The organism is Nocardioides szechwanensis (genome assembly GCF_900103935.1).
Taxonomy (GTDB): Bacteria; Actinomycetota; Actinomycetes; order Propionibacteriales; family Nocardioidaceae; genus Nocardioides; species Nocardioides szechwanensis.
Map to the genome: position 1 here is coordinate 122,010 of NZ_FNIC01000008.1, position 25,323 is coordinate 147,332.

Here is a 25,323-nt window from a genome sequence, read left to right on the forward strand (position 1 = left end):
CCCTTGGAGGGTTCCGCGGCCTGGAGGTGAGCCGATCTGTTGGTGATCAACAGATGGGCGGACTCCAGGCGTGGATCCCCGGGACGTCGGCGACGACGAGCGCCACGTGTCCCTTGACGGCGAAGGCACGGCGGGCGATCTCATTCGTGCGGAGATCGACAGACCGCTGGCCCGTCACCGGGGCACCGAAGGCGTTGTGGCCGCAAGCGGGCATGCCAAAGCCGGACGGAGCTCCCTGGATGGACGGGGTCGTCGTCATGTAGGTGTTGGTGATCACTGGGCCACCTCCTTCGGTTCGTTGGGCGCCGGTCTTGTCAGGACCGTGATGCGCAGTTGCTGATGTCGGAGAAGTTACCGTCCCCGCAATGTAATGAGCAAACGATTTTATGAGTATTTCTGGAGATTCCTCGGATCGGTCTAGCCCACCAGTGCCAGGACGTCGTCGCCGTAGCGTTCGAGCTTGGACTCACCGACCCCGCTGATGCGCAGCAAAGCCTGCTGGGACTGGGGTTTGTGCTCCGCGATGAGCTGCAACGTGGCGTCGGTGAAGATCACGAATGCCGGCACCTCGTCGACCCCCGCGCGCTCCTTGCGCCACTCGCGCAGACGCTCGAACAGCGCCTCGTCGTAGGACGCCGGGCAGTCGCCGCAGCGCCCGCGCTTCTTCTCCGCGCCGGTCCGCAGCGGCTTGCCGCACTCGCGGCAGTTGGCGACCTTGCGGGCCTTGGCGCCCGCTGGCTCCTTGCGGGCGCTTGCCGGCAGCAGCGGGTCGAGGAACCGCGACGGCTTGCGCCGGGCGGCCTGGCCGGGGTTGCGGGCCTGAGCCCACGACAGCGCCAGGTCGATCCGGGCCCGGGTCATCCCGACGTAGAGCAGGCGCCGCTCCTCCTCGATCGCGGCCGGGGTGTCGGCGTAGGTGATCGGCAGCGTGCCGTCCTGGAGGCCGCAGAGGAACACGGAGTCCCACTCGAGGCCCTTCGCGGCGTGGAACGTCGAGAGCGTGACGCCCTCGGCGACCGGGGCGTGCTGCTCGGCGGCGCGGCGGTCCAGGTCGTCGACGAAGGCCCCGGGGGTCGCCCCGGGGGTCTTGGCGAACTGCTCGGCCTGGCTCACCAGGGCCTGCCAGGACTCCCAGCGGTCGCGCGTCTGACCGCGCCCGGTGGGTGCGTCGGGCGCCCAGCCCATGCCGGAGAGGGTGGCCTTGACCAGGTCGAGCAGGTCGTCGCCGCCGTCGCCGGAGCGGGCGGCGCCGCGCAGCCGGGTGACCGCCTCGCGCACCTCGGGCCGGTCGAAGAAGCGGGCGGCACCGCGGATGACGTAGGGGATGCCGCGGTCGGCGAGTGCCTCCTCGTAGGCCTCGGACTGGGCGTTGATGCGGAACAGCACGGCGATCTCGGCCAGGGCGCGACCGGCGTCACGCAGCGCCTGGATGCGGGTCGCGATCTGCTGCGCCTCGGCGACCTCGTCGGGGGCGGGCGTGTAGGTGACCGCCGGACCGGCGGGCCGCTGGGCGCGCAGCTCGACGGACGTGGTGGTCGACGACGCGAGCAGGGTGTTGGCCGCGGCCACGACCTGCGGCGTGGAGCGGTAGTTGCGCACCAGCTCGATCGACGTCGCGCCGGGGTGCTTGGCCGGGAAGTTGGTGAGGTAGTCGGCGTTGGCGCCGGCGAAGGAGTAGATCGTCTGCGCCGGGTCGCCGACCACGCAGATCTCGTCGCGGCCACCCAGCCACAGGTCGAGCAGCGCCGACTGGATCGGGGAGACGTCCTGGAACTCGTCGACGACGAACCACTTGTATTGCCGACGGACCTGCGCCGCGACCCGCTCGTCCTCGGCGAGCATGCCCGCGGTGAGCAGCAGCACGTCCTCCATGTCCATGCGGCCCTGCCCGCGCTTGACCTCCTCGTAGGCGGCGAAGACACGGCCGACGGTCTCGGAGTCGTGGCCGGCCACCGAGCGGCCGCGGGCGTCGGCGAGGCGCGCGTAGTCGTCGGGGTGGACGTTGCTGACCTTGGCCCACTCGACCTCGGAGGCGAGGTCGCGCAGCAGCGCTTGGTCGGTGTTGAGCCGCTGTCGCCGGGCCGCGGTCACCAGCAGGCCGATCTTGGACTCGATCAGCGTCGGCAGCTCGCCGCCGTGGACGTGGGGCCAGAAGTAGCGCAGCTGGCGCAGCGCCGCCGAGTGGAACGTGCGGGCCTGGACCGCGCCGGCGCCCAGGACGCGCAGGCGGCCGCGCATCTCACCCGCCGCGCGGGTGGTGAACGTGACCGCGAGGACCTCGGGCGGGGCGTAGACGCCGGTGGCGACGCCGTAGGCGATGCGGTGGGTGATCGCCCGGGTCTTGCCGGTGCCGGCACCGGCCAGCACTCGGACGGGGCCACGGAGCGCCTCGGCGACCTGGCGCTGCTCGGGATCGAGCGCGGCGAGCAGGTCGGTGGCCGGGGCGCCGTCGAAGGCCTGCGACAAGGAACAACTCCTGGGTGGGGATGGTTTGATCAGTGACAGGTTCGACCCTAGACGCCGGAGGCGACAGTCCCAGATGAGCAGCTTCACGATGTACACGACCCCGTGGTGTGGCTACTGCCACCGCCTCAAGAGCCAGCTCGACCGCGAGGGCATCAGCTACGACGTGGTCGACATCGAGCAGGTGCCTGAGGCCGTGCAGATCGTGGAGTCGGCCAACAACGGCAACCAGACCGTCCCCACCCTCGTCTACACCGACGGCACCGCCCAGACCAACCCCTCCCTGGCCCAGGTCAAGGACAAGATCGCCTCTCTCGCCTGACCGTGGAGTGACTTCGTCACTCCATTGGAAGTACTCGCTGCGCTCGTACTTCCGATCATTCACGTTGACCGGTGAGTTTCGGGCGGGTCAACGTCACCAGGAGCCGGGGAGCGGGCCGCCGTACCAGTGCTCGACGAGTGAGCGGCTGATCGAGACCCCGCCGGGGAGCACGAGGACGCCCGACTCGGCCTGCTCGCGCATCTCGGCGCGGGTGAACCACTGGGCCGCCTCGATCTCGTCCTGGTCGACCACGATGTCGGTGGTCTCGGCGCGCCCGATCATCCCGAGCATCAGGCTGGCGGGCAGCGGCCACGGCTGGTTGCCGAAGTAGGTCACCTCCCCCACCCGGACCCCGACCTCCTCGGCCACCTCACGCCGTACGGCGTCCTCGAGCGTCTCGCCCGGCTCGCAGAAGCCGGCCAGCGTGGAGAAGCGCCCAGCGGGCCAGACGGCCTGCCGGCCGAGGAGGCAGCGCTCGTCGTCGCTGCCCGGCTCGCCGTGCGTGACGAGCATGATCACCGCGGGGTCGGTCCGCGGGAACTGCGCCTTGCCACACTGCGTGCACCGCAGCTCGTGGCCCGCGGCGGCCGGCGCGAGCGTCCCGCCGCAGCGCGGGCAGAACCGTGTCGCCCAGTGCCACTCGGCGAGCCCGAGGGCGTGGAAGACCAGCGGCGCCGCAGCCACGGCGTCACCGGACAGGAGCGGCAGCAGCCCTCGGAGCGGGTGCCACTCCCCCTGCTCCGCCTTGGCGAGCGCGGCGTCGGTGATCACGGCGAACCACGTGCGCCCGTCGCGGTCGCCGAGCAGGACCCGGACCCCGTCGGGCGCCTCGCTCGGCGCAACCCAGTCGAGGGCGCCGTCGCGCGGGCGCACCCGGGTGCCGGAGACCACGAGCACCCGCGTCTCCAGGTCGGCCCAGTGGGCGTCGATCCAGGCGTCGTCGGTGCGTCGCTGGCCGGCCCGATCGTGGGCGTTGGCGGAGAGCTCGAGGTGCGGATACGTCACGACGACAAACTAGTTCTAGGGTCCATGTCCATGAGCACCCACATCGGCGCCCAGCCCGGCGACATCGCTCCCGTCGTCCTGATGCCCGGCGACCCGCTGCGGGCCCGCTGGATCGCGGAGACGTTCCTCGACGACGCCCGGTGCTACACCGAGGTCCGTGGCATGTACGGCTTCACCGGCACCTGGCGCGGCCAGCGCGTGTCCGTGCAGGGCTCCGGCATGGGGCAGCCGTCGCTGGCGATCTACGTCAACGAGCTCTTCACGGAGTACGACGTGCAGTCGGTCGTGCGCGTCGGTTCCTGCGGCGCGCTGACCGAGCGGCTCGCGATCCGCGACGTCGTGATCGCGTCCGGTGCCTGCACCGACTCCTCGATGAACCGGATCGCGTTCGAGGGGCTCGACTACGCGCCGGTCGCGGACTTCGGGCTGCTGCGCGACGCGGCCGCCGCCGCGGACCTGCGCGACGACCTCGAGGGCCGGGTGCACGTGGGGCTGCTGTTCAGCAGCGACTCGTTCTACGCCGCCCGCCCCGAGCTCACCGCCCGGATGGTCGACTACGGCGTGCTGGCGGTCGAGATGGAGGCGGCCGCGCTCTACACGCTGGCCGCCAAGCACGGCCGCCGGGCACTGGCCATCTGCACCGTCTCCGACCACATCGTCACCGGCGAGGAGACCACCTCGCAGGAGCGCGAGCAGACGTTCGCCCCCATGGTCGAGATCGCCCTCGAAGCCAGCCTCCGCACGCAATAACCCAGCGCCCCGGGGCGTTGAGCCCGGTGTGGAGATCCTCGACTCGCTCGTGATCGGCGCCGGCCAGGCCGGCCTCTCCGCGTCCTACCACCTGCGCCGCCGCGGGCTCTCGCACGTCGTGCTCGAGGCCGACCCCGCACCCGGCGGCGCCTGGCAGCACCGCTGGGACTCCCTGACCATGCGCGACGTGCACGGCGTCGCGGCCCTGCCCGGCTCCGAGGCGCCCGGAGAGTCAGGGCTGCGCGCCAACGAGGCCGTGCCGGCGTACTTCGCCGCCTACGAGCGCGCGCACGACCTGCCCGTCGTCCGGCCGGTCCGCGTCGACCGGGTCACCGACGACGACGGGGTGCTCGTCACCCACGCGGGCGGGCGTCGCTGGACCAGCCGCACCCTCGTCAACGCCACGGGCACCTGGCGCCACCCGTTCGTGCCGCGCTACCCCGGCATGGAGACGTTCGCGGGCGAGCAGCTGCACGCCGCCGACTACCCCGGCGCCGAGCACTTCCGCGACCGGCGCACCGTCGTGGTGGGCGGTGGCGCGTCCGCGGTCCAGCTGCTGGGCGAGATCGCGCTGGTCACCGACACCCTCTGGGTCACCCGCCGCGAGCCGGTGTGGCGTACCGACGAGTTCACGCCCGAGGTGGGCCGCGCCGTGGTCGCGCTGGTCGAGGAGCGGGTACGGCAGGGACTCCCCCCGACCAGCGTCGTCGGCGTGACCGGGCTGATGCTGCGGCCGCAGGAGCTGGAGGCCGAGCGGCTCGGCGCCTACGACCGACACCCGATGTTCGCCCGGGTCGAGCCCGCCGGGGTGCGCTTCCCCGACGGCGCCTTCGAGCCGGCCGACGTGATCCTGTGGGCCACCGGCTTCCGTCCCGCGGTGACCCACCTCGGCCCGCTCGGGCTCCGCAGCCCCCACGGTGGCGTCCAGCTCGACGGCACGACCGCCGTCGCCGACCCCCGGGTCCAGCTGGTCGGCTACGGGCCCTCGGCGAGCACGATCGGCGCCAACCGGGCCGGCCGTACGGCGGCGCGCGGCGTCGCCCAGTGGCTTGACCAGTGGCTCGACCGGGCCGAGGCGGCTACGGCCTGAGCAGCTTCTCGAGGTCGTCGCGGCCCGGCAGCTCACCCGGCTCGACCAGCTCGCCCGTGCGCACGTAGTAGAACGCCGCGCGCACCTGCTCCAGCGGGACGTCGTGCAGCTCGGCCCACGCGAGCCGGTAGATGGCGAGCTGGAGCGGGTCTGCGGTCTGCGCGCGGTTGGTCTTCCAGTCGACGACGAGGAACCCGTCGCCCTCCCGGTAGACGGCGTCGATCCGCCCGCGGACCACCTGCCCGTCGAGCACCAGCGCGAACGACGGCTCGATCTCCAGTGGCGGCCGCTCCGCGAACGGGCCCGACTCGAACCGCGCGATCAGCTCCCGCAGGTCGGCGTCGTCCTCGATCCCGGTGTCGGCACGTCCGGGCAGGTCGTCGGGGTCGAGCAGCAGTTGCTGGCCGAACCGCGCCTCCACCCAGGCGTGGAACCGGGTCCCGAACCGCGCCGCCGACGACGGCGGTCGCGGCATCGGCCGGGCGAGGTCGCGAGCGAACGTGTCGGGGTCGTCGCGCAGCTTCGCCAGCGACGTGGCGGACAGGCTCGACGGCAGGGGTACGGCGATGTCGGGGGTCCGGTCACGCGACGCCTCGGCCAGGAGCCGCGCGATCTCGTCGTCCCACTGCTGGACGCGGTCGAGCTGGAGGACGTCCTCGATGTCGTCGGTCGCGTCGGGGTCGGCCGCGCGCACCCACGCGGCCGCCTCGGTACGGCGTACGACCTCGGGCGTGTGGTGGGAGATGGGCCAGGTCTGGTCGACGACCTGGTCGGCGTAGGGACTGGTCTCGCCCTTCGCGACCAGCGCGAGCCAGGCGTCGGGCTCGCCACCCCACGTAGCCATGGCCTCGCGGGTGCGGACGAGGTAGCGCGAGGGGCCGAGGCCGCCCTTGAGGTGGGCGGCCCAGCGCCACGCGGAGACCGAGAGGTGGTGGCGCGCGCGGGTCCAGGCGACGTAGCCCAGCCGCAGCTCCTCGAGGCTCTCGTGGGCCTTGGCCGCGGTGGCGAGGGCGATCAGGTCGGCGGGCGTGTGCCCGGCGAGCTGGGGCAGGTCGCGGGCGTCGCCGCGCAGCTCGGTCGGCATCACCGAGGGCACCGTGAGCCAGCTCGGGCGGCCCCGCTCGTTGGGGAACTTCTTCTCCGTCACGCCCACCAGGAAGACGGCGTCCCACTCCAGGCCCTTGGCGCGGTGGACGGTCAGCAGCTTGACCGAGTCGGCCTCGGAGGGGGTGGCGACGTCGAGGCCCTGCCCGAACTCATCCTCGGCCTCGAGCCAGGCCAGCAGCGCGGACAGCGTGACCTGGCCGTCGACGGCCTGGAACTCCGCCACGGCCTGGACGAACAGGTCGAGGTTGTCGCGGCGGGCGGCCGCGGCCGGGCTCACGGAGGAGGCCAGCTCGACGTCGATGCCGGTCGCGTCGATGATCCGGCGTACGAGGTCGAGGATCCGATCGCCGATCGCGGACCGCAGGCGGCGCAGCTCGTCGGCCAGGAGGCCGAACCGCTCACGCGCCTCGGGTGAGTAGTCGAGCTCGCCCGGGTCGTCGAGGGCGTCGCAGAGGGAGGCGATCTCGGTGGGGTCGGCGCCCTCGACCGCCGCGGCCAGCTGGTCCTGTACGTCGGCGAACGCCTCGCCGCCCGCACGGGAGCCGGCCAGCTCGCCGGCCCGCCGCCCGAGCAGCGCCAGGTCGCGCGGCCCGACCGCCCAGCGCGGCCCGGCCAGCAGCGTGAGCAGCGCGGCGTTGGCGGTGACGTCCTGGACGAGGTTGAGGGTGGCCACGACCTCGGAGACCTCGGGCAGCCGCAGCAGCCCCTTGAGGCCGACGATCTCGACCGGGATCTCACGCGCGGAGAGCGCGTCGAACACCGCGGCGGCGTGGGAGTTGTCGCGGGTGAGGACCCCGATCTCCCTCCATGCGGGGCGCTCGGAGGCGGCGGCGAGGGCGGCGTGGGTCTCCAGCACCCGCTCGGCCAGCCAGGCCAGCTCGTCCTCGTAGGTCTCGTGGACGATCGCGCGGACCTCGCCGTCGGCGGCACCGGGCTTGGGCTCGAGCGGGAGCAGGTCGTCGCGGGTGTCGTAGAGCTCGGCCGCGAGGTGGTTGGCGGTGGCGAGGATCCGGGCGTCGGAGCGCCGGTTGACCACCAGGGGGTAGGAGGTCCGGCTCCCGTCGGCGGCCGGGAAGTCGGCGCCGAACTCGAGGATGTTGGAGACCGAGGCGCCGCGCCAGCCGTAGATGGCCTGGTTGGGGTCACCGACCGCGGTCACGGGGTGCCCGCGCCCGGTCGAGGGGCCGGAGAAGAGCCGGCTCAGCATTAGGGCCTGGGCGACGGAGGTGTCCTGATATTCGTCGAGGAGCACTACGCGGAACTTCTCGCGCTCGATCACCCCCACCTCGGGGCACTCGGCGGCCAGCCGGGCGGCGAGCGCGATCTGGTCGGAGAAGTCCATCAGCCCGAGGTGGGTCTTGAGCCGGCGGTAGGCGCGCACGAGCCCGACCAGCTCGGCCCGGCGGTCGCCGGCCAGGATCGCCTTCTCGTTCTTCTCCCGGTAGGTCTTGCGGTGCTCGGTGGCCATGCCGGCCTCGAAGAGCGGCCGGTGGCGGGCGTCGAGGTCGAGGACCTGCTGGGGGTCGACGAGGTGCTCACTCATCTCGGCGTCGAGCGCCAGCAGGTATTGCACGACGTGCTTCGGGGAGTCGCTGAGGTGGGCCACCGGCGTCGTGTAGCGCTGCACCGCCCGGGTCGCCAGCTGGTAGCGGCTGGCGTCGGCGATCAGCCGGGTGTCGGGCTCGTGACCGATGCGCAGGCCGTGCTCGGAGAGCAGGGACGAGGCGTAGGAGTGGTAGGTCGAGACCGTCGGCTCCTCGACCTCGTCCTCGTCGTCGCCGCGCGGTGCGGAGCGGTCGGGCAGCAGGCCCGCCCGACGCAGGCTGTCGCGGATCCGGGTCTGGAGCTCGGCGGTCGCCTTGGTGGTGAAGGTCAGGCCCAGCACCTGGGCCGGCGACACCCTGCCGGTGGCGACCAGCCAGACGACCCGGGCCGCCATCACCGTGGTCTTGCCCGAGCCGGCGCCGGCGATCACCACGGCCGGCTCGAGCGGCGCGGTGATCGCCGCGAACTGCGGATCGCTGAACGTGAAGTCGGCGTCCAGCAGCTCGCGCAGCTGCTCGGGGGTGTCGATCGCGAGGGCCGGCCGGGTGGCGGTCATGACAGCACCGACCCGGAGGCCTTGTCGGGACAGATCGGCTGGAACGAGCAGCGCTCGCAGTGCTTGCCGGGGCGGGCCACGAACTCCTCGGAGCGCAGCGTGGCGGCGGCCTGCATGAGCTGCTCCTCGACCAGGCGCGGCTCCCCCGCGGCCGGCGGCGGCTGGTGCTGGACCTTGGGCAGCGTGTCGCCGCCGCGGAGCTGGACCAGCTCGGCGCCGCCGCACGACAGGGGCCCGTCGCGGTCGGGGACGTGCTCGTCGGCGGCCCCGTGGTCGACGGCGAGCTGGTAGAGGCCGAGCTGGGAGTGGCGCACCACCTCGGGGCCGGTCGGTGCGTACTTGCCGGTCTTGAGGTCGACCACCACCACCCGGCCGTCCTCGTCGAGCTCGAGTCGGTCGGCGTAGCCGTGGAGCCGGACCACCTGGCCGTCGGGCAACCGGACCTCGGCCCGCATCTTGGGCTCGACGGCGATCACGGTGCGGGCGTCGGGTTGGGCGTGCCAGGCGACGAAGCGCCCGAGGACCTGGGCGACGGCCTCGCGCTCGCGGTCGCTCGACCAGGGGGTGCGGAACTCCATGCGACCCCACACCTCGTCGACCAGCGCCATCAGGTCGGCGTCGAGCGGCACCTCGCGCTTGGCGATGCGCTCCGCGACGGCGTGCACGATCTTGCCGAAGCCCTGGCTGGCGGAGCTGACGACCTCACCGCCGGCCTCACGGGTGAGGAACCACTGGGCGGGGCAGGTGAGCAGGCCGTCGAGCGCGCTGGCCGACAGCGTGAGCGGCTCCTCAGCCGGCCGCACCGGCCGCTCGGCGCGGGTGGGCGCCCGCAGCCCCCACCAGGTGACGGGGTCGGCCTGCGGCGCCACCGGGCGGCCGTGTACGTCGGTCGCGGCCAGGGCGCGCAGCCGGCGGGCGGCGGCCTTGCGCAGCGGCTCGGGCTGGGCGGGGTCAGCGAGGGTGCGGCGGAGCTCGGAGACCAGTCCGGCCATCGACAGCGGGCGGGGCGGGCGGCCGATGCGGTGCACGGGCGGCCGGCCGAGCTCGTCGAGGAAGCGCGACGGCTGCTCGCCGTCGTCATCGGGTGACTTGACCGCGGTGACCACGAGGCGCTGGCGGGCCCGCGTGGAGGCGACGTAGAACAGGCGGCGCTCCTCGGCCAGCATCGCCCGCCGCGACAGGGGCGGGAGGATCTCGTCACGGCCGATGCGGTCGGCGCCGAGCAGCGAGTCGCGGCGGCGCAGGTCGGGCCACGCGCCCTCCTGCACGTGGGCGACCACCACCAGGCGCCACTCCAGGCCCTTGGACCGGTGGGCGGTGAGCAGCCGCACGGCCTCGCCCCGCACGCCCCGGTCGGCCAGCGTGTCGCCGGGGATCTCCTGCGCGCGCAGCGTGGCGAGGAACGACGAGACGCTGGTGTGGCCCTTCTGCTCCTCGGCCTTGGCGGCGTTGTCGAAGAGCGCGCAGATCGCGTCGAGGTCGCGGTGGGCCAGCCGGGCGCCCGGACCCCCGGTCTGCGTGGCGCCGCGCAGCCGCCGCCCCCAGTCGGAGCCCTCCCACACGATCCAGAGGACCTCCTCGACCGTGGCGCCGTCGGCCAGGGCGGCACGGCCCTCCCGCACCAGCGCCGCGAGCCGAGCCGCTCGCCGGGCGGCCTCGCCCTCGACACCGTCGAGCATGGTGGCGTCCAGCACGGCACGTCGTACGAGGTCACGCGCGCGGGCGCCCGGCTCGCGGGCCCGCAGGGCTCGCGTGAGCGCGCGTACGTCGGTCGCGTCGAGGCCGCCGAGGGGCGAGGTCAACAGCCCCTCGACACGGTCGGCTCCGACGAAGTCGTCGGCGGTCGGGTCGTCGACCTCGGCGTCGACGATCACGGACAGCGTCGCGAGCAGGGGTACGACGGCCGGCTCCCGCACCAGGGGCGTGTCGTCGCTGGCCACCTCGACGGGGACCCCGGCCGCGGTCAGTGACCGGCGCAGCTGCGGGATGGAGGAGCGGCCGGACCGCACGAGCACGGCCATGTCGGACCAGCCGATGCCGTCCTCGAGGTGCGCGCGGCGCAGCAGGTCGGCGACGTTCTCCGTCTCGGCGCGCGCGGTGTCGAAGGTCAGCACCTCGACCACGCCGGGCCCCAGGTCGTTGGGTGCGGGCTCGGGGTGGCGGAAGGCGGCGTACTGCTCGGCCGGGATCGAGCCGCTCACCGAGATCGACGCGGCGATGGTGCGCGACGCGGTGAGCAGCCGCGAGCCGAACCGGCGCGTCGTGCCGAGCGCGACGACGTCGGCGGGCTCGCCGTCGCGGGTGCGGAACTCGGCCGGGAAGTCGAGGATGCCGCGCACGTCGGCGCCGCGGAAGCCGTAGATGGACTGGTCGGGGTCGCCCACGACCGTCAGGTCGCGCCCGTCGCCGGCGAGGGCGCGCAGGAGTGCGACCTGGCTGGGGTCGGTGTCCTGGTACTCGTCGACGAAGACGTGGCGCAGCTGCGCGCGCAGGACGTCGCGGTGGCGCTCGGCCTCGATCACGCCGCGCGCGATCAGGTCGGGGTAGTCGATGGCGGACTGGTCGCCGAGGATGTCGAGGTATTGCTGGAGGAACAGCCCGGCTGCCTCGAGCTCCGGGACCTGCTCGCGGCGGCCGAGGTCGACCAGCTGGTCGGGGTCGAGCCCGCGCTCGCGGGCCCGGCCGATAACGGCCTGGACCTCGCGCGCGAAGCCGCGGGTGCCGACGGCCTCCCGGAGCGCGTCGGGCCAGCGCACCGACTCGGGCGCGTCGGTCAGCAGCTCCTGGAGGACGACGTCCTGCTCCGGCGCCGAGAGCAGCCGCAGCGGGGCGGCGTAGAGGTCGGCGGGCGAGAACCGGCGCACGAGGCCGTAGGCGAAGGAGTGGAACGTCGAGCTGAGCGTGGTCTGCATCGTGCGGCCGAGCCGCGCGGTGACGCGGTCGCGCAGCTGCTCGGCGGCCTTGCGGGAGAACGTCAGCGCCAGGATCTGGTCGGGCCGCGCACCCTCCTCGACGCGCCGGACGATCGCCTCGACCAGCGTCGTGGTCTTGCCGGTGCCGGGGCCGGCCAGGACCAGCAGCGGACCGCCCGGGTGGTCGACCACCCGCCGCTGCTGCTCGTCGAGGACCGGGACGTCGACGGCGGTCTCCGGCCGCACGAGGTGGTAGGTCGACGCGGTCACGAGCACCACCTCATCACACCCCACCGACAGCCGGGATGCGCCCCGAAATGCGCGTAGCGTGGGAGGAGGAGGTAACGACCATGACCAGTCCCTACGAAGCCGTCGTGGTGCTCTCCCGGGCCCTCGACCAGGCCGGCGACGTGCTCGCCGCCGTCCACCCCGACCAGCACTCGCAACCGACGCCGTGCCAAGGCTGGGACGTCGAACGGCTGATCCGCCACCTCGTGGCGACGCCGGGCAAGTTCGCCGCGATGGTGCGCGGCGAGCAGCCCGACTGGGCCACCGACCCGCCGGTCGCCGGCGACCCTGCGGCGGCCTTCCGGACCGCGGCCGACGACCTGATCCACCTGTGGCACCAGCAGGGCGACGCCACCGACGAACGCGCGGCCGACATGCAGACCGCCGAGCTCGCCGTCCACACCTGGGACCTCGCCCGGGCCACCGGCCAGTCGGCCGAGCTCGACGAGAGCGTCGCCGACCGTGGCCTGGCGCTGATGGCCGACGGCCTCACCCCCGACAACCGCGGCGACGCCTTCGCCGAGGAGGTCGAGGCCCCCGACGACGCCCCCGTCTACCACCGCCTGGCGGCCTTCTCCGGTCGCCGGCTCGACGACGCCTGGCTCGACGGCACCGCCTGACGACGTACGCCGGACGGGCCGCGAATCAGCCCAGGTCGACGATCGCGGCGACCGGGCCGCCGCCGTCGGGACCCTGGTGGGCGGCCGACACGGAGACGAAGACCGCGGGGTCGCCGGTGACGGCTGCGGTGACGCCACCGACGGCGGCCTTGATCTGGCGGTGCCAGTGGACGTCGGAGTCGTCGAGCATGGCGTTACGTCGTCCTCGGACCTGGCCGTCCTGGGAGACCTCGCACTTGAGGAAGACGTTGACCAGGCGGCCGTCGAGGTCCTCGGTGCGCGGGCGGTCCGGCAGCTCGAGGCCGGCGGAGCGGATCGCCTCCCAGATGCCGTCGGCGTCCAGCGCGTCCTTCATCACCGAGTGGCCGACGCGGTAGCGGCCGCCGACACCGCGGGCGTTGCCGACCACGACCACCTGCGCCTGGTCGAGCTCGACGCCCGACGAGCACGACGCGACCGCCGAGAAGAGCGAGCGGTCGTGCATGACGTCGGCGTCGGTCGGCATGTCGATCTCGCCGAGGGCGACGGCGATGCCGAGCGCCGTACAGCCGTTGGAGAGGTCCATCGACTCGTGGGTGTGCTCGGTCCACACGGTCTTCCCGCGCGACTTGGCGTCGCGGATCGTGTGCACGGTCAGCAGGGGCGTCTTGGTCTGCACGTAGTGGACGTCGGCCACGTCGGTGATGCCCGCGCGCTCCATCGCGACCTTCACGGCCTCGGCGACCTTGGACACCATGGCGACGCGACCGATGTCCTCGGGCATGAGCACCTCGCTCATCGCGAAGCCGACGGTCAGCCGCGGCTCGTCGGTCGGCTCGACCTCGCCGTCGGGCACGGTCGCGAAGATCGTCGCGTGCGGGCTGATCACGCCGTCGGTGCCGCCGGACCACACGATCGGGACCTGCTTGACCTGGTCTGCGGGGGCGCCCTTTTCGATGAGCACCTCGCGGAACGCCCGGTCGCTGATGATCCGGGTGTAGTCGTTGACGCCGCCGTTGCCCTCGGTCTTGCCGATGATCGCGATCACGCGGTCGGCGGCCATCACCCCGTCGTCGATCAGCTTCGCGAGCTCGCTCGCGTCGGCGACGGAGTGGATCGGGACCTTGCGGACTTCGATGGCGGAAGGCATATGGGGTGTCCTTTCGGGACCTACGCGGGCCCTAGATGGGCACTGCGGATGGTGTGACGACCGTGCCGGCTCCACCGTCCACGGCGGAGATGATGTTGTCCAGACTGGTGATCACACCACGTCTGCCGGTGCGCTCGACGAAGCGGCACACCGCGTCGACCTTCGGCCCCATCGAGCCGCTGGCGAAGTGGCCCTCGTCGGCGTAGCCGCGCAGCTCCGCCACGGTGACCTCGCCCAGCTGCTCGGCATCCGGCGTGCCGTAGCGCAGCACCGCATGGGGCACGTCGGTCGCGATGATGAGTACGTCGGCACCCACCGTCTCGGCGAGCAGCGCGGCACCGAGGTCCTTGTCGATGACCGCCTCGACCCCGCGCAGCCTGCTCCCGTCGGCCCCGTCCCGGACGACCGGGATCCCGCCGCCGCCGTTGGCGACGACCACGAACCCCGCCTCGATCAGGGCCTGCGCGGCCGGCGCGTCGAGGATCTCGACCGGCTCCGGGGAGGCGACCAAGCGGCGCCAGCCCTTCTCGCCGCGGTCCTCCCAGACCTCGCCGTGCTCGACCAGCACCGCCGCCTCCCCGGCCGGCAGGAAGCGCCCGATCGGCTTCGTCGGCGTCGTGAAGCCGGCGTCGTCGCCGTCGACGAGTGTGCGCGTCACCACGGTCGCCGTACGACGGTCGACGCCACGCGCCGCGAGGGCGGCGTCGAGGGCGTTCATGAGCACGAACCCCAGCGTGGCCTGGGTCTGCGCGCCGCACCAGTCGAGCGGGACGGGCGGCACGACCGCGGCAGCGAGCTCGTTCTTGACCAGCAGGTTGCCGACCTGGGGGCCGTTGCCGTGCGTGATCACGACCTCCCAGTCGGCCGCGATCAGCCCGGCGACGGCCCCGGCCGCCACCTCGGCGGCGGCGATCTGGTCCTCCGGGCGCGCGCGCCCCTCGGCGTTGGTCATGGCGTTGCCACCGAGTGCGAGCAGGACCCTCATGTCGCGACCCTAGTCCGGCTCACTCGGCCAGCTCGAAGTCGGCGAAGTCGAAGCCGGGCGAGACCAGGCAGCTCACGAGCGCGTCCGCGTTGCCGGGGACAGTGCGTTGCCAGACACCTGATGGCACGTGCGCCTGTGGGTGGTCGAGGTCGACCCTGCTCGTCGTGGCCGCGGCCGTCTCCGGCGCCGGCCCGTAGCCGCCGAGCTCGAGCGTGACCGCGCCGGTGTGCGCGAGCCACAGCTCGTCGGACGACACCCGGTGCCAGGCCGACGACTCCCCCGCGGGCAGCAGGAAGTAGATCAGCGTGGCGGTCGGCCGCTCCCTGCCGTCGGGCAGCGTGACCGTGACCGGCGAGGCCCACGTCTGGCGGTACCAGCCGCCTTCGGGGTGCGGCTCCAGGTCCAGCGCCTCGGCCAGCGGCGGCCGCGCGACCCGGCGTACGTAGCGGTGGTTGGGGACGACAATCGGGCCGTCCGGACCCTCGGCGGCGTAGTCGAACAGCCCCTCATCGACCCAGCCCTCGCGCTCGTAGAACCGCCGGGCCCGCGCGTTGCCCGCAGCCGCGGCCAGCCAGGCCTGGTCGTGCCCGGACTCGCGCACGAGACTCAGCCCCTCGGCCATCAGCTCCTGCGCGACGCCGGCGCCCCGGTGCTCGCCGGCCACGAAGACCTGCTCCAGCTCGGCGTCGTGGACCACGACGAACCCGGCGATCTCGCCCGCGACCACCGCGACTCTCGTCTGCGGGACCCGCTCGGCGGCGCGCTCGCGGAACGACTCGGTCGTGCGTACGGCGGTCAGCTCGTCGGGCACGTGCCCGTCGTGGCCGTCGTGCCACCCACGCTCCCAGATCTCGGCGATCGTCTCGACGTCGTCGTCCGTCGCTGGACGCACCACCGGCTCGCTCATGGCGACGAACCTAGCCCCGACGCGCTGACCCGTCGCAAACTTGCGACGGGTCAGCGCGGATTGGCGAGAGCCTGCGACGGGTCGACTGTCGAGGGCGGCCGGTGGCAGCGGTGAGCTAGGGGCGGTCCGCGAGCAGCGCGCGCAGCGGCAGCGTGCCCACCGGCAGGCCGTGCCGGTCGTAGTAGGCGAACATCGCGGTCAGCCACGGATGGCTGCCCGGGTCGGCGACCCGCTCGGCCGTGAGCCCCTGCTCCGCGGCGAGCTCGCGGACCGTCGCCTGCCGGCTCGCCAGCTCGTACGTCGCTCCGGTGTGACCGTCGCCGAGCAGCACCGTCGCCGCGGCCGCACCGAGGTCGGACAGGTCGAGGAACCCGAACGGCACGTCGACGTCGTACGGCACCCCGACGACAGGACCACGCAGGTCGAGGTTCTGGAGGTAGGCGCCGGGCTGGAGGATCGTCCACGCCAGCCCCGACCGCCGGACCAGGTCCTCGGAGACCGCCTTGCCCAGGTGGTGCGGCATCTCCGGGACGTAGGGCGAGGCCACCGAGTGGTAGACCAGCCGCCCCACGGCGGCGGTGCGCGCAGCGGCGATCGTCTCGGCGACGTACGCCGGCTCCTCGGGATGCAGGTTGGGCGCGATCACGTAGACCGCCGCACAGTCGGCGAGCGCACCCGCCAGGTCGTCGCGGTCCGCGCGGCCGAGGGCGACCGCGGACGCACCACGGCCGACGAGCACCTCGACCACCGCACGCCCGGTCTTGCCATGGCCACCCACGACCGCCACCCGGGCCGACATCAGAGCAGGTCGACCTGCGCGTGGGACGCCCCACCGGCCAGCCGCGCGTAGCCGGGCCCGCGGTCGAAGAACGCCTCGCTGGCTGCCGGACGCGCCGCCCGCTCGGCCGCGGTCGCCGCCTCGTCGTACCCGAGGTCATCGCCGGAGCCCGTCAGCACCACGCCGTACGACGTCAGCGCCGCGGCGGGCGAGACCTTGTGCCAGCGCACGTCGCGTACGACGAGGGCCGGGTCACGCTCCAGTGGGTCACCCCAGCCGCCGCCACCCGTGGTGCGGATCCGGATCAGCTCGCCGGCCCTGACCGGCTCGGCGTCGGCCAGTGCGTCGACCTCCCGCTCGGCCGGGCCGCCGGGGTCGATCACGACCGAGAACGGCTGCCCCGCGAGCCCACCCCGCACGCCCCAGCAGGCCAGGATCGACCGGTCGGCGATGGACATGAAGTGGCCGTCCTTGAGCATCCGGATCTGCTTCTCGTAGCCCAGGCCGCCGCGGAACTGCCCGGCGCCACCGCTGTCGACCGCGAGCGACAGCGCCTCCACCCGGAACGGGAAGCGCGCCTCGGTGAACTCGCTCGGCAGGTTGCGCGAGTCGGGCACGACGTGGATGGTGTCCTCGCCGTCGGCGTAGTAGCGCCCACCGGAGCCACCACCGAGCACCTCGCGCATCAGGTAGGGCAGCCCGTTGAGGTCGTCGCCGTAGACGCCGGTGTAGCGGATCGTCTCCTGGTCGGCCGGCATCCGCCCGTCGACCGCCTTGGCGAGCACGCCGGCGAGCACGCCGAGCAGCCGCAGGATCACGAACGTCCGCGCGTTGGTCGGCGCCGGGAAGACCGGCGTCAGCAGCGTGCCCGGCTCGGGGAAGCGCATCTCGATCAGCGGCACGATGCCCTCGTTGACGTCGAGCTCGGCCATCCGTTCCGGCGACTCGGCGAGGTTGCGCAGGATCGGCGCCAGCCACTTCTTGAGGAACACCCCGTCGCTGTAGTCGCCGCAGTGGTTGATCGGCCCCTTGGCCTGCGGCGACGTGCCGTCGAAGTCGAGGATGATCCGCTCGCCGTCCGGGTCGTCGGCGGCGGTGCGGGTCAGCGTGATCCGCTGCGTGTGCAGCTGCGGCTCGTCGACGCCGTCGTGCTCAGCGTAGTCCTCCCAGACCCAGCTGCCCACGGGGATCTGGCTCAGGATCTCGCGGCGGTACGTTGTGGTCGTGCGGTCGATGATCGCGTCGAAGCAGGACTCGACCACGTCCACGCCGTACCGGTCGAAGAGCTCGCCGAGCCGCCCCGCCCCCATCAGGCAGGCCGAGCACTCGGCGTCGAGGTCGGCCGCGAGCGACTCGGGCATCCGGCTGTTGCGCGTCATGATCGCGAGCGCCGCCCGGTTGGGCACGCCGGCTTCCCAGAGCTTGATCGGCGGCACCATCAGGCCCTCGGCGAAGACGCTGGTCGCGTTGCTGGGCATCGAGCCGGGTACGGCGCCGCCGATGTCGTCGTGGTGCCCGAAGGCCTGCACGAACGCCACCACCTTCTGTGCGCCACCGACGGTCGCGAAGACCGGCACGGTCACGCACAGGTCGGGCAGGTGCCCGATGCCGCCCTCGGAGCGGTAGACGTCGTTGTGGAAGAACACGTCGCCCGGCTGCATCTCCTCGAGCGGGAAGTCGCGCGCGATCGGGTGCACCAGTGCGGAGTAGGAGCGGCCGGTGAGCTTGCGCAGCAGCCGGTCGTGGATGCCGGCGCGGAAGTCGTGGGCGTCGCGGATCATCGGACTCCGCGACGTGCGACCGATGGCGGTCTCGACCTCCATCTCCACGCTGGCCAGGGATCCCTGCACGATCTCGACCAGCACCGGGTCGGCGCTCGCGCCGGCGTCGTCGGTCAGGCTCCCGAACGGGAACTGGGTCGGCGCTCGCCTGCTCATGCCTGTGCTCCTTCGGCCCGCGTGACGATGATGTTGAGGTACTCGTCGACCCGCGCGGTGAAGCCCGGATGGATCGGCACCGTCGAACCGAACTCCTCGATGATCACCGGCCCGCTCAGTGCCGCACCCGGCGCGAGGTCGGAGCGCTGGACGATCGGGGCGTCGACGAACCCCTCGGCTGCGTCGAAGCACACCGCCCTCACGTTGACCCGCCCGAAACTTTCGGGCGGGTCAACGAGGGGGTGGCGTGTGATCTCGGGCCGCTGGATCGGGCCGATGCCGGAGACCCGCAGGTTGACCCACTCGACCTGCTGGGTGGGGTCGCAGGAGAAGTCGTAGCCGTAGAGGCCGCGGTGTGCTGCGTGGAAGGCGGCGGCCACGTCGGCGAGCACGGCCACGTCGACCACGCCGTCCGGCACCGGGACCCGCACCTCGAAGGCCTGGCCGAAGTAGCGCAGGTCGGCGGTGCGTACGAAATGGTGCTGCTCGGGCGCGAAGCCCTCCACGGCCAGCGCCTGCGCGGCCTGCGCCGTGAGGTCGTCGTACAGACCGGCCACGGTGGCGGCCTCGACCTGGTCGGCCAGCGCGACGTGGGTCTGGACGTAGTCGTTCTTGACGTCGACGGTGAGCAGCCCGAACGCCGACACGTTGCCGGGGTTGGGCGGCACCAGCACGGTCGGGATGCCGAGCACGTCCATCAGCCGGCACAGCAGCAGCGAGCCGGAGCCGCCGAACGTCGTCAGCGTGAAGTCGCGTACGTCGAGCCCACGCTTGACCGTGACCTGGCGCAGGGCGTTGGCCTGGTTCCAGGCCGAGATCTCCAGTACGCCGGCCGCGCACGCCTCGGGCGTGAGCCCGAGCCGCTCGGCCAGCTCACGGATGCCTCGGTCCGCGGCCTCGACGTCCAGCGGGATCTCGCCGCCCAGCAGGTGCGGCGGGATCCGGCCGAGGAAGACATGGGCGTCGGTGATCGTCACGTCCCGGCCACCCTTGCCGTAGCAGAGTGGCCCCGGGTCGGCGCCCGCCGACTGCGGCCCCACCTTGAGCGTCCCCTCCGGCGACAGCCAGGCGATCGAGCCGCCGCCCGCGCCGACGGTGACCACGTCGATCATCGGGATCTTCGAGGGGAACGCGCCCACCGAGCCCTCGGTCGTCAGCGTCGGCTCGCCGTGGATCACGACCGACACGTCGGTCGAGGTGCCGCCGCCGTCGCTGGTCAGCACCTGGTCGAAGCCGGCCACCTTGGCGATCAGCGCAGCACCGAGCGCGCCCGCGGCCGGGCCGGACAGCACCGTCGTGATCGGCTGGTGCACGACCTCGTCGGCCGACAGCACGCCGCCGTTGGACTTCATCACGTAGAACGGGATCGCCCGGTCGCCGGCGTACTCCCCCAGCCGCTGCTGGATGTTGGTGACGTACGCCGACAGGCGGGGCTTGACGGCCGCGTCGACGAGGGTGGTCATCGCGCGTTCGTACTCGCGGTACTCGCGCAGCACCTGGCTGCTGACCGACACCACGCAGTCGGGGTGCTCCTCGGCGAGCACCGCGCGCATGCGCTCCTCGTGCTCGGGGTTGGCATACGAGTGCAGGAAGCACACGCCGAGCGTGTTGACGTCGTGGTCGCGGAACCACCGGGCGACCGCACGGGCGCCCTCCTCGTCGAACGACCGGACCTCCGCGCCGGTGACGTCGAGGCGCCCCTCGACGCCGAGCACCAGGTCGCGCGGGACGATCCGGTCGGGCTTGACCCAGAAGTAGGAGTTGCCGTAGCCGTCGGGCACCGACTGCCGGGCGATCTCGAGCATCGCCTCGTAGCCGGTGTTGGTCACGAACCCGAGCCGGTCGACCTTGCCCTCGAGCAGCTGGTTGGTCGCGACCGTGGTGCCGTGGCTGACCGCCGCGATGTCGTCGCCGCCGGCCCCGACCAGCGCCAGAACCTTGTCGATGCCGGCGAGGAACCCGTCGGCCGGGTTGCTCGGCGTCGAGGGGGTCTTGGTCGTCACCAGCGCCCCCGACTCCTCGTCGAAGGCGACGACATCGGTGAAGGTGCCGCCCGTGTCGATCCCGATCCTGATCCGAGGCATGCGTCGATCCAACCAGATCAGGCGTCGGGCGCCCGCTCGTTGTAGACGCCGGCCGGGACCTGGCCGGTCAGCTCACCGATGGCGGCCATGATCAGGTCGGTGACCTCGCGCCGCGCGCGACCGAGAGGGACGCCGTCGTACCGCCCCACGACCTCGATCGGCGCGCCGAACGACACCGTCACCGGCACCACCTTGGGCAGCGACGAGCCAACCGGCTGGAGCTTGTCGGTGCCGACCAGCCCGACAGGTACGACGGGCACGCCGGCCGTCAGCGCGAGGTGGGCCACGCCGGTGCGGCCGCGGTAGAGCCGGCCGTCGCGCGAGCGGGTGCCCTCGGGATAGATCCCGAACGCCTCGCCCCGGCCGAGCACCTCGAGCGCGACGTCGAGGCTGGCGATCGCGGCCTTGCTGTCGTCGCGGTCGACCGGCAGCATCCCCATGCCCTCGAACCACGCACGTTGCAGCGTGCCCTTCACGCCGGTGCCCGTGAAGTAGTCGGACTTGGCCAGGAACGCCACCCGCCGCGGCGCCACGATCGGGATCACCATCGAGTCGGCGAAGCTGAGGTGGTTGCTCGCGAGGATCACGCCGCCCGTGGCCGGGATGTTCTCCACGCCGTGCACCGTCGGCCGCCAGATCGCCTTCGCGACGGGCGGGACGACGGTGTGGAGCACCCGGTAGAGCATGGGCCGATGGTAGGCGTGACCTTGCGGATCGCTCAGAGGGTCCAGATGTACGGCGTGGTCGTGGTGACCTTGCGCAGGCCGGACCGCTCGAGGATCGGGCGCGACATCTCGGTGCAGTCGCTGTGCAGGTAGCGCACGCCGCGGAGCATCGCCGACGCCGCCCGGGCCGCCGTCATCGCGCGGTAGAGACCGCGACCGCGCCACTCGGGCAGCGTCGCGCCGCCCCACAGGCCGGCGCACTCGGTGCCGGGCACCATCTCGAGCCGGCCGGCGGAGATGACGACGCCGTCGGCCTCGGCCACCCACACCTCGGTGTTGCCCTCGCTGCGCTCGACGCGGGCCAGCAGCTCGGCCCCGTCCCCCCCGCGGCCGAAGACCCCGGCCTGCATGTCGGACGCCGCGTCGAGCAGGGCGGCGCGGTCCGGGTGGTCGTCGATGCGCCGGATCACCACGCCCGCCGGTGGAGGTGGCGCGTCGACGAGGGTCGCGGCCTCGCCGATCATCACGGTCTCGACCTCCTCGGGCACGAAGCCCAGGTCCGTCAGCCACTGCGTCAGCTCGGCCGGCTCGTCGTGCGCGCGGGTCTTCCACTCGAAGGTGTCCATCTCCGGGTCCGCGGCGTAGTGGTGGATCGTCTCCATCACCAGCGCCTCGATGGCCGGCTGGTCCAGGCCCGCGAGGGAGCGGTAGGACACCAGGCCACCGTCGTCGTACTTGGAGCGCCACAGCGGGCCGGACCGGTCCCAGCTGCGGGCTCCGGTCACCTCGGCCGCGCCGCGCAGCTGGTCGTCGTACACGGCGAGGAGGTCGATGGTCATGGCAGGGACTCCTGAGAAATAGGCGAAGGGCCCTCGGGAGTATGAGTCACAAGGGCCCTTCTGGTGGCCGGTACTGGTAACGCTTCCGGCCGATCCGCCTTCGTGTCCGGACCCACTGGCTACGTCACCCAGTCAGCGCCGCGGGTTGCCCCGCAGTGTGGTCCTTCTCTTCCGGCTGATCCCGCTCCCCCGAAGGAGTGCGTAGGAAAGTTCTACGCCTCCTGAGGCAGTTCGCGCAAGAGAGAATCCCCATGTTTTTCGGGAGATTCTCGATATTTCTCGTCGCGGCGCCAGAGGTGCCCGAAATAGGTGAAGGGCCCTCGTGAGTATGAGTCACAAGGGCCCTTCGTTTTGACCGGTCCGATGATGCATTCCGATCGACAGCGCTTCTCCTCCGGCCCCGGCAGCCTCATCATCCGACTACCGCGGCAGGTCCCCAGCAAGCTGGTTCTCCGCCGTATGGACCCTCGTCTCCGAACTGTCCCGCTCTCCCCGAGGGGAGTGCGTGGGTCAGTTCTATGCCCCGGAGCAACCCCCGGGCAAGGGCCTTTGGTCACATTCTTCTGGTTCCACCGAAACTCCCCGATCCTCCACAGGTTGCGGGGCGCTTCTCCACAGGTTTCTCGCGTGACTGCACAGTTCTCCCCAGGGTCTGTGGACAACTGGTCTGGACGTACGCCGTCCGCGCCGGGCGCGGGTCGTGTGCCCCAGCGAGCGCCACCGCGCACCCTCAGGCACACGACCCGTCGGCCCGGGTAGCGTGCAGGCTTCGCGCTAGGGACGGGACCCACCATGTACTTCGACAACTTGCCGTGCACCGTCTGCGGAGCCGACATCGAGCTCCGCGCCCACGACGCCTCGGAGGTCCGCAGCGAGAAGAACCCCGACGGCACCGTCGACCTCCGCGTCTGCACCAACCCCGACTGCCCGACCAACACGTCGACCGACGCGGACGCCCCGACTCCCTGACGCCCGCCGGCGACCTCAGGTCGTCGCGATGACGTCGGCGACGACGCGGCCGAGCTCCGCCCCGGCGTCCTCCTGGAGGAAGTGGCCGGCGCCGGCGATGGTGACGTGCGCCCGGCCGCGGGCGCCGGGCACCCGCTCCTGGAAGACCGTCTCCCACCCGCGCGTCGCAGGGTCGCCGTCGGAGTAGCAGGTCACGAACGGCCTCTCGAACTGCTCGAGCGCCCGCATGGTGCGCCGGCCGATCCGGGCGCCGACGTCGTTGCGGGTCAGCGGCAGCAGCGCAATCATCTGCCGCATCCCGGCGGTGAAGCTCGGCTCGGGGAACGGCGCGTCGTACGCCGCCAGCACGTCGGCCGCCAGCGGCGCGACCGTCGCGGCGCCGACGAAGTCGCTGGCGCGCAGCACGGGCGCGCGCTGGGTGTAGAGCAGGTAGTCGACCAGCGACTCCTCCAGTACGACGCGCGAGTCGCCCTCACCGTGCACCGCCCAGGTGAGGCGGCCGGCCAGGCCGGGGTCGGCCGTGTGCAGGATCGTGTTGGCGGCGACGACGCGCGCGAACCGGTCGGTCTCGGCGGCCAGGACGCTCAGCCCGATCGGCCCGCCCCAGTCCTGCGCGACCAGCGTGACGTCGTGCAGGTCCAGCCCGGTGACCAGGCTGCGGGTCCACTCGACGTGGCGGGCGAAGGTGTAGTCGGTGGCGGTGGCCGGCTTGTCGGAGCGGCCGAAGCCGATGTTGTCCGGCGCGATCACGCGGACCCCCGCGGCGACCAGCACCGGCACCACCGTGCGGTAGAGGTAGGACCAGGTGGGCTGCCCGTGCAGGAGCAGCGCGACCGGCCCGTCCGCGGGTCCCTCGTCGAGGTAGTGCATCCGCAGCGGCTCGACCCCGTCCGCCGCAACGTCGACGTAGTGCGGCGCGAACCGGTAGTCCGGCAGGTCGACGAAGCACTCGTCGGGCGTGCGCAGCACCTCACTCATGCGGCGCCGCCGCGGGCCGCCTCGAACGCCGCCGCCACCTCGAGCAGCCGCCGCTCGGCGCCGTGGGGAGCCACGATCTGCACCCCGACCGGCAACCCACCAGCCGTCAGACCGGCAGGCACCGAGATCGCCGGGCAGCCGGTGACGGTGACGAAGTAGGCCGAGCGCATCCAGTCGAGGTAGGACCCCATCTCGACTCCGTTGATCGCGGTCGGGAACTCCTGGTCGGCCGGGAACGGCGGCACCTGCGAGACCGGCAGCACCAGCACGTCGTACGACTGGAAGAAGACGCGCATCGTCTCCGCCAACGCGGTACGACGTGCGTAGGCGGTCGCGACGTCGGCACCGGTGAGCGACTCCCCGGCCCGGATGTTGTCGGCGAGCGACTGCTTGAAGGACGTCGGGTTCTTCGCCAGCAGCGGCCCGAGCTTCGCCTGGAAGTGCCAGGCCCGCAACGTCCGGAAGACGTCGTCGGCGGCGGCGAGATCGGGGTGCGCGCCGAAGACGCGGGCACCGGAGCGCGCCATCAGGCGACCGGCGTCCTCGACCACGGCGGCCACCTCGCGGTCCACCTCGAACGCGCCCCCGAGGTCGAGCGACCACGCGACCCGAAGCCCTCGCAGCGTGCCGTCGAGCGGAGGCGCGAACGTCGGACCCGGGTCGCCGAGCGCGAGCGGCGCCCGCGGGTCGGGCCCGGCGATCACCGACAGGAGCAGCGCGACGTCGCCGACGTTGCGCGCCATGGGGCCGCCGACCGACGTGGTCTCCCACTGGTTGTAAAGCGGCCACTCGGGCACCCGCCCGAGCGAGGGCCGCAGCCCCACCACCCCGCAGAACGACGCCGGGTTGCGCAGTGAGCCGCCCATGTCGGAGCCGTCCGCCAGCGGCACCATGCCCGACGCGAGCGCCGCGGCCGCTCCCCCGCTCGACCCGCCCGCCGACCGGGTCGGGTCGACCGGGTTGAGCGTGGTCCCGAAGACCGTGTTGAAGGTGTGGGAGCCGGCCGCGAACTCCGGCACGTTGGTCTTCCCGAGCAGTACGACGCCCGCGCGGCGGATCCGCTCGACGATCAGCTCGTCGGCGTCGGGCACGTGGTCGGCGAACAGCGGTGAGCCGTAGGTGGTGCACCAACCCGCCACGGCGTGGGTGTCCTTGACCGCGAACGGCAGGCCGTGGAGCGCCCCCACCGGCGCCCCGGACGCGAGGTGCTCGTCAGCGGCCGCGGCACCGGCCCGAGCGCGGTCGACGTCGAGCGAGACGATCGCGTTGAGCTCGTAGTTGCGCTGCCCGATCCGGTCGAGGTGCAGCTCCAGCAGCTCGCGCGCGGAGATCCGCCGCTCCCGGACCGCGGCCGCCATCTCCCGGGCGGTCGACTCGACCGACAGCTCGCTCAT

The 25,323-nt window shown here is 72.7% G+C and carries 20 protein-coding genes; 5 read left to right on the forward strand and 15 right to left on the reverse strand.

What is annotated here, in order from left to right:
- Positions 1-46: 46 nt before the first annotated feature.
- Both BLR90_RS17695 and BLR90_RS17700 read right to left on the reverse strand, forming a co-directional pair.
- On the reverse strand, positions 47-277 hold the full coding sequence (locus tag BLR90_RS17695) for a hypothetical protein (RefSeq protein WP_091026551.1): 231 nt from the start codon (positions 275-277) through the stop codon (positions 47-49).
- Between the two features lie 140 nt (positions 278-417).
- On the reverse strand, positions 418-2,466 hold the full coding sequence (locus BLR90_RS17700; protein ID WP_091026552.1) for an ATP-dependent DNA helicase UvrD2: 2,049 nt from the start codon (positions 2,464-2,466) through the stop codon (positions 418-420).
- 73 nt (positions 2,467-2,539) lie between these two features.
- Between BLR90_RS17700 and BLR90_RS17705 the strand changes: the two genes are divergently transcribed.
- The gene (locus BLR90_RS17705) at positions 2,540-2,785 is read left to right on the forward strand and encodes a mycoredoxin (RefSeq protein WP_091026553.1); all 246 of its coding nucleotides are present in this window, start codon (positions 2,540-2,542) and stop codon (positions 2,783-2,785) included.
- Between the two features lie 93 nt (positions 2,786-2,878).
- Here the strand turns inward: BLR90_RS17705 and nudC are convergent, their stop codons facing one another.
- Positions 2,879-3,790, reverse strand: a complete 912-nt coding sequence (nudC, locus tag BLR90_RS17710) for an NAD(+) diphosphatase (RefSeq protein WP_091026554.1) — start codon at positions 3,788-3,790, stop codon at positions 2,879-2,881.
- 30 nt (positions 3,791-3,820) lie between these two features.
- Between nudC and deoD the strand changes: the two genes are divergently transcribed.
- Both deoD and BLR90_RS17720 read left to right on the forward strand, forming a co-directional pair.
- Positions 3,821-4,540, forward strand: coding sequence for a purine-nucleoside phosphorylase (gene deoD, locus BLR90_RS17715; protein WP_091026626.1), 720 nt, complete (start codon positions 3,821-3,823; stop codon positions 4,538-4,540).
- A gap of 28 nt (positions 4,541-4,568) precedes the next feature.
- Positions 4,569-5,630 carry an FAD-dependent oxidoreductase gene (locus BLR90_RS17720; RefSeq protein ID WP_091026555.1) on the forward strand — a complete coding sequence of 354 codons (1,062 nt, stop codon included), beginning with the start codon at positions 4,569-4,571 and terminating at the stop codon, positions 5,628-5,630.
- Here BLR90_RS17720 and BLR90_RS17725 read toward each other — a convergent pair.
- The gene (locus BLR90_RS17725) at positions 5,620-8,838 is read right to left on the reverse strand and encodes an ATP-dependent helicase (protein WP_091026556.1); all 3,219 of its coding nucleotides are present in this window, start codon (positions 8,836-8,838) and stop codon (positions 5,620-5,622) included. The genes BLR90_RS17720 and BLR90_RS17725 overlap by 11 nt on opposite strands.
- The gene (locus tag BLR90_RS17730) at positions 8,835-12,020 is read right to left on the reverse strand and encodes an ATP-dependent helicase (protein ID WP_245715378.1); all 3,186 of its coding nucleotides are present in this window, start codon (positions 12,018-12,020) and stop codon (positions 8,835-8,837) included. The genes BLR90_RS17725 and BLR90_RS17730 overlap by 4 nt, the downstream gene beginning before the upstream one ends.
- Positions 12,021-12,100: 80 nt before the next feature.
- Here BLR90_RS17730 and BLR90_RS17735 point away from each other — a divergent pair, with 80 nt between their 5' ends.
- Positions 12,101-12,658, forward strand: a complete 558-nt coding sequence (locus tag BLR90_RS17735) for a TIGR03086 family metal-binding protein (RefSeq protein WP_091026558.1) — start codon at positions 12,101-12,103, stop codon at positions 12,656-12,658.
- Between the two features lie 25 nt (positions 12,659-12,683).
- Here BLR90_RS17735 and bar read toward each other — a convergent pair whose 3' ends face one another.
- The 8 genes from bar to BLR90_RS17775 form a co-directional block, all read right to left on the reverse strand.
- The gene (gene bar / locus BLR90_RS17740) at positions 12,684-13,787 is read right to left on the reverse strand and encodes a barbiturase (RefSeq protein ID WP_091026559.1); all 1,104 of its coding nucleotides are present in this window, start codon (positions 13,785-13,787) and stop codon (positions 12,684-12,686) included.
- Between the two features lie 31 nt (positions 13,788-13,818).
- Positions 13,819-14,772 carry a carbamate kinase gene (locus BLR90_RS17745; RefSeq protein ID WP_091026560.1) on the reverse strand — a complete coding sequence of 318 codons (954 nt, stop codon included), beginning with the start codon at positions 14,770-14,772 and terminating at the stop codon, positions 13,819-13,821.
- 19 nt (positions 14,773-14,791) lie between these two features.
- On the reverse strand, positions 14,792-15,679 hold the full coding sequence (locus BLR90_RS17750) for a GNAT family N-acetyltransferase (protein ID WP_091026561.1): 888 nt from the start codon (positions 15,677-15,679) through the stop codon (positions 14,792-14,794).
- A gap of 115 nt (positions 15,680-15,794) precedes the next feature.
- A complete protein-coding gene (locus BLR90_RS17755; protein WP_091026562.1) occupies positions 15,795-16,478 on the reverse strand; it encodes an SDR family oxidoreductase in 684 nt (227 codons plus the stop codon).
- A complete protein-coding gene (locus BLR90_RS17760) occupies positions 16,478-18,394 on the reverse strand; it encodes a hydantoinase B/oxoprolinase family protein (protein WP_091026563.1) in 1,917 nt (638 codons plus the stop codon). Before BLR90_RS17760 ends, BLR90_RS17755 begins: the two co-directional genes overlap by 1 nt.
- Positions 18,391-20,478 carry a hydantoinase/oxoprolinase family protein gene (locus BLR90_RS17765; RefSeq protein ID WP_091026564.1) on the reverse strand — a complete coding sequence of 696 codons (2,088 nt, stop codon included), beginning with the start codon at positions 20,476-20,478 and terminating at the stop codon, positions 18,391-18,393. Before BLR90_RS17765 ends, BLR90_RS17760 begins: the two co-directional genes overlap by 4 nt.
- 17 nt (positions 20,479-20,495) lie before the next feature.
- Entirely contained in the window at positions 20,496-21,164 is a 669-nt protein-coding gene (locus BLR90_RS17770; protein WP_091026565.1) for a lysophospholipid acyltransferase family protein, read from the reverse strand.
- A gap of 32 nt (positions 21,165-21,196) precedes the next feature.
- The gene (locus BLR90_RS17775) at positions 21,197-21,982 is read right to left on the reverse strand and encodes a GNAT family N-acetyltransferase (protein ID WP_091026566.1); all 786 of its coding nucleotides are present in this window, start codon (positions 21,980-21,982) and stop codon (positions 21,197-21,199) included.
- Between the two features lie 792 nt (positions 21,983-22,774).
- Here BLR90_RS17775 and BLR90_RS21155 point away from each other — a divergent pair.
- Positions 22,775-22,951 carry a hypothetical protein gene (locus BLR90_RS21155; RefSeq protein ID WP_170254365.1) on the forward strand — a complete coding sequence of 59 codons (177 nt, stop codon included), beginning with the start codon at positions 22,775-22,777 and terminating at the stop codon, positions 22,949-22,951.
- Positions 22,952-22,966: 15 nt separating this feature from the next.
- Here the strand turns inward: BLR90_RS21155 and BLR90_RS17780 are convergent, their stop codons facing one another.
- Together BLR90_RS17780 and BLR90_RS17785 are read right to left on the reverse strand one after the other, a co-directional pair.
- Positions 22,967-23,929, reverse strand: coding sequence for a haloalkane dehalogenase (locus tag BLR90_RS17780; protein WP_091026567.1), 963 nt, complete (start codon positions 23,927-23,929; stop codon positions 22,967-22,969).
- On the reverse strand, positions 23,926-25,323 hold the full coding sequence (locus tag BLR90_RS17785; protein ID WP_091026568.1) for an amidase: 1,398 nt from the start codon (positions 25,321-25,323) through the stop codon (positions 23,926-23,928). Before BLR90_RS17785 ends, BLR90_RS17780 begins: the two co-directional genes overlap by 4 nt.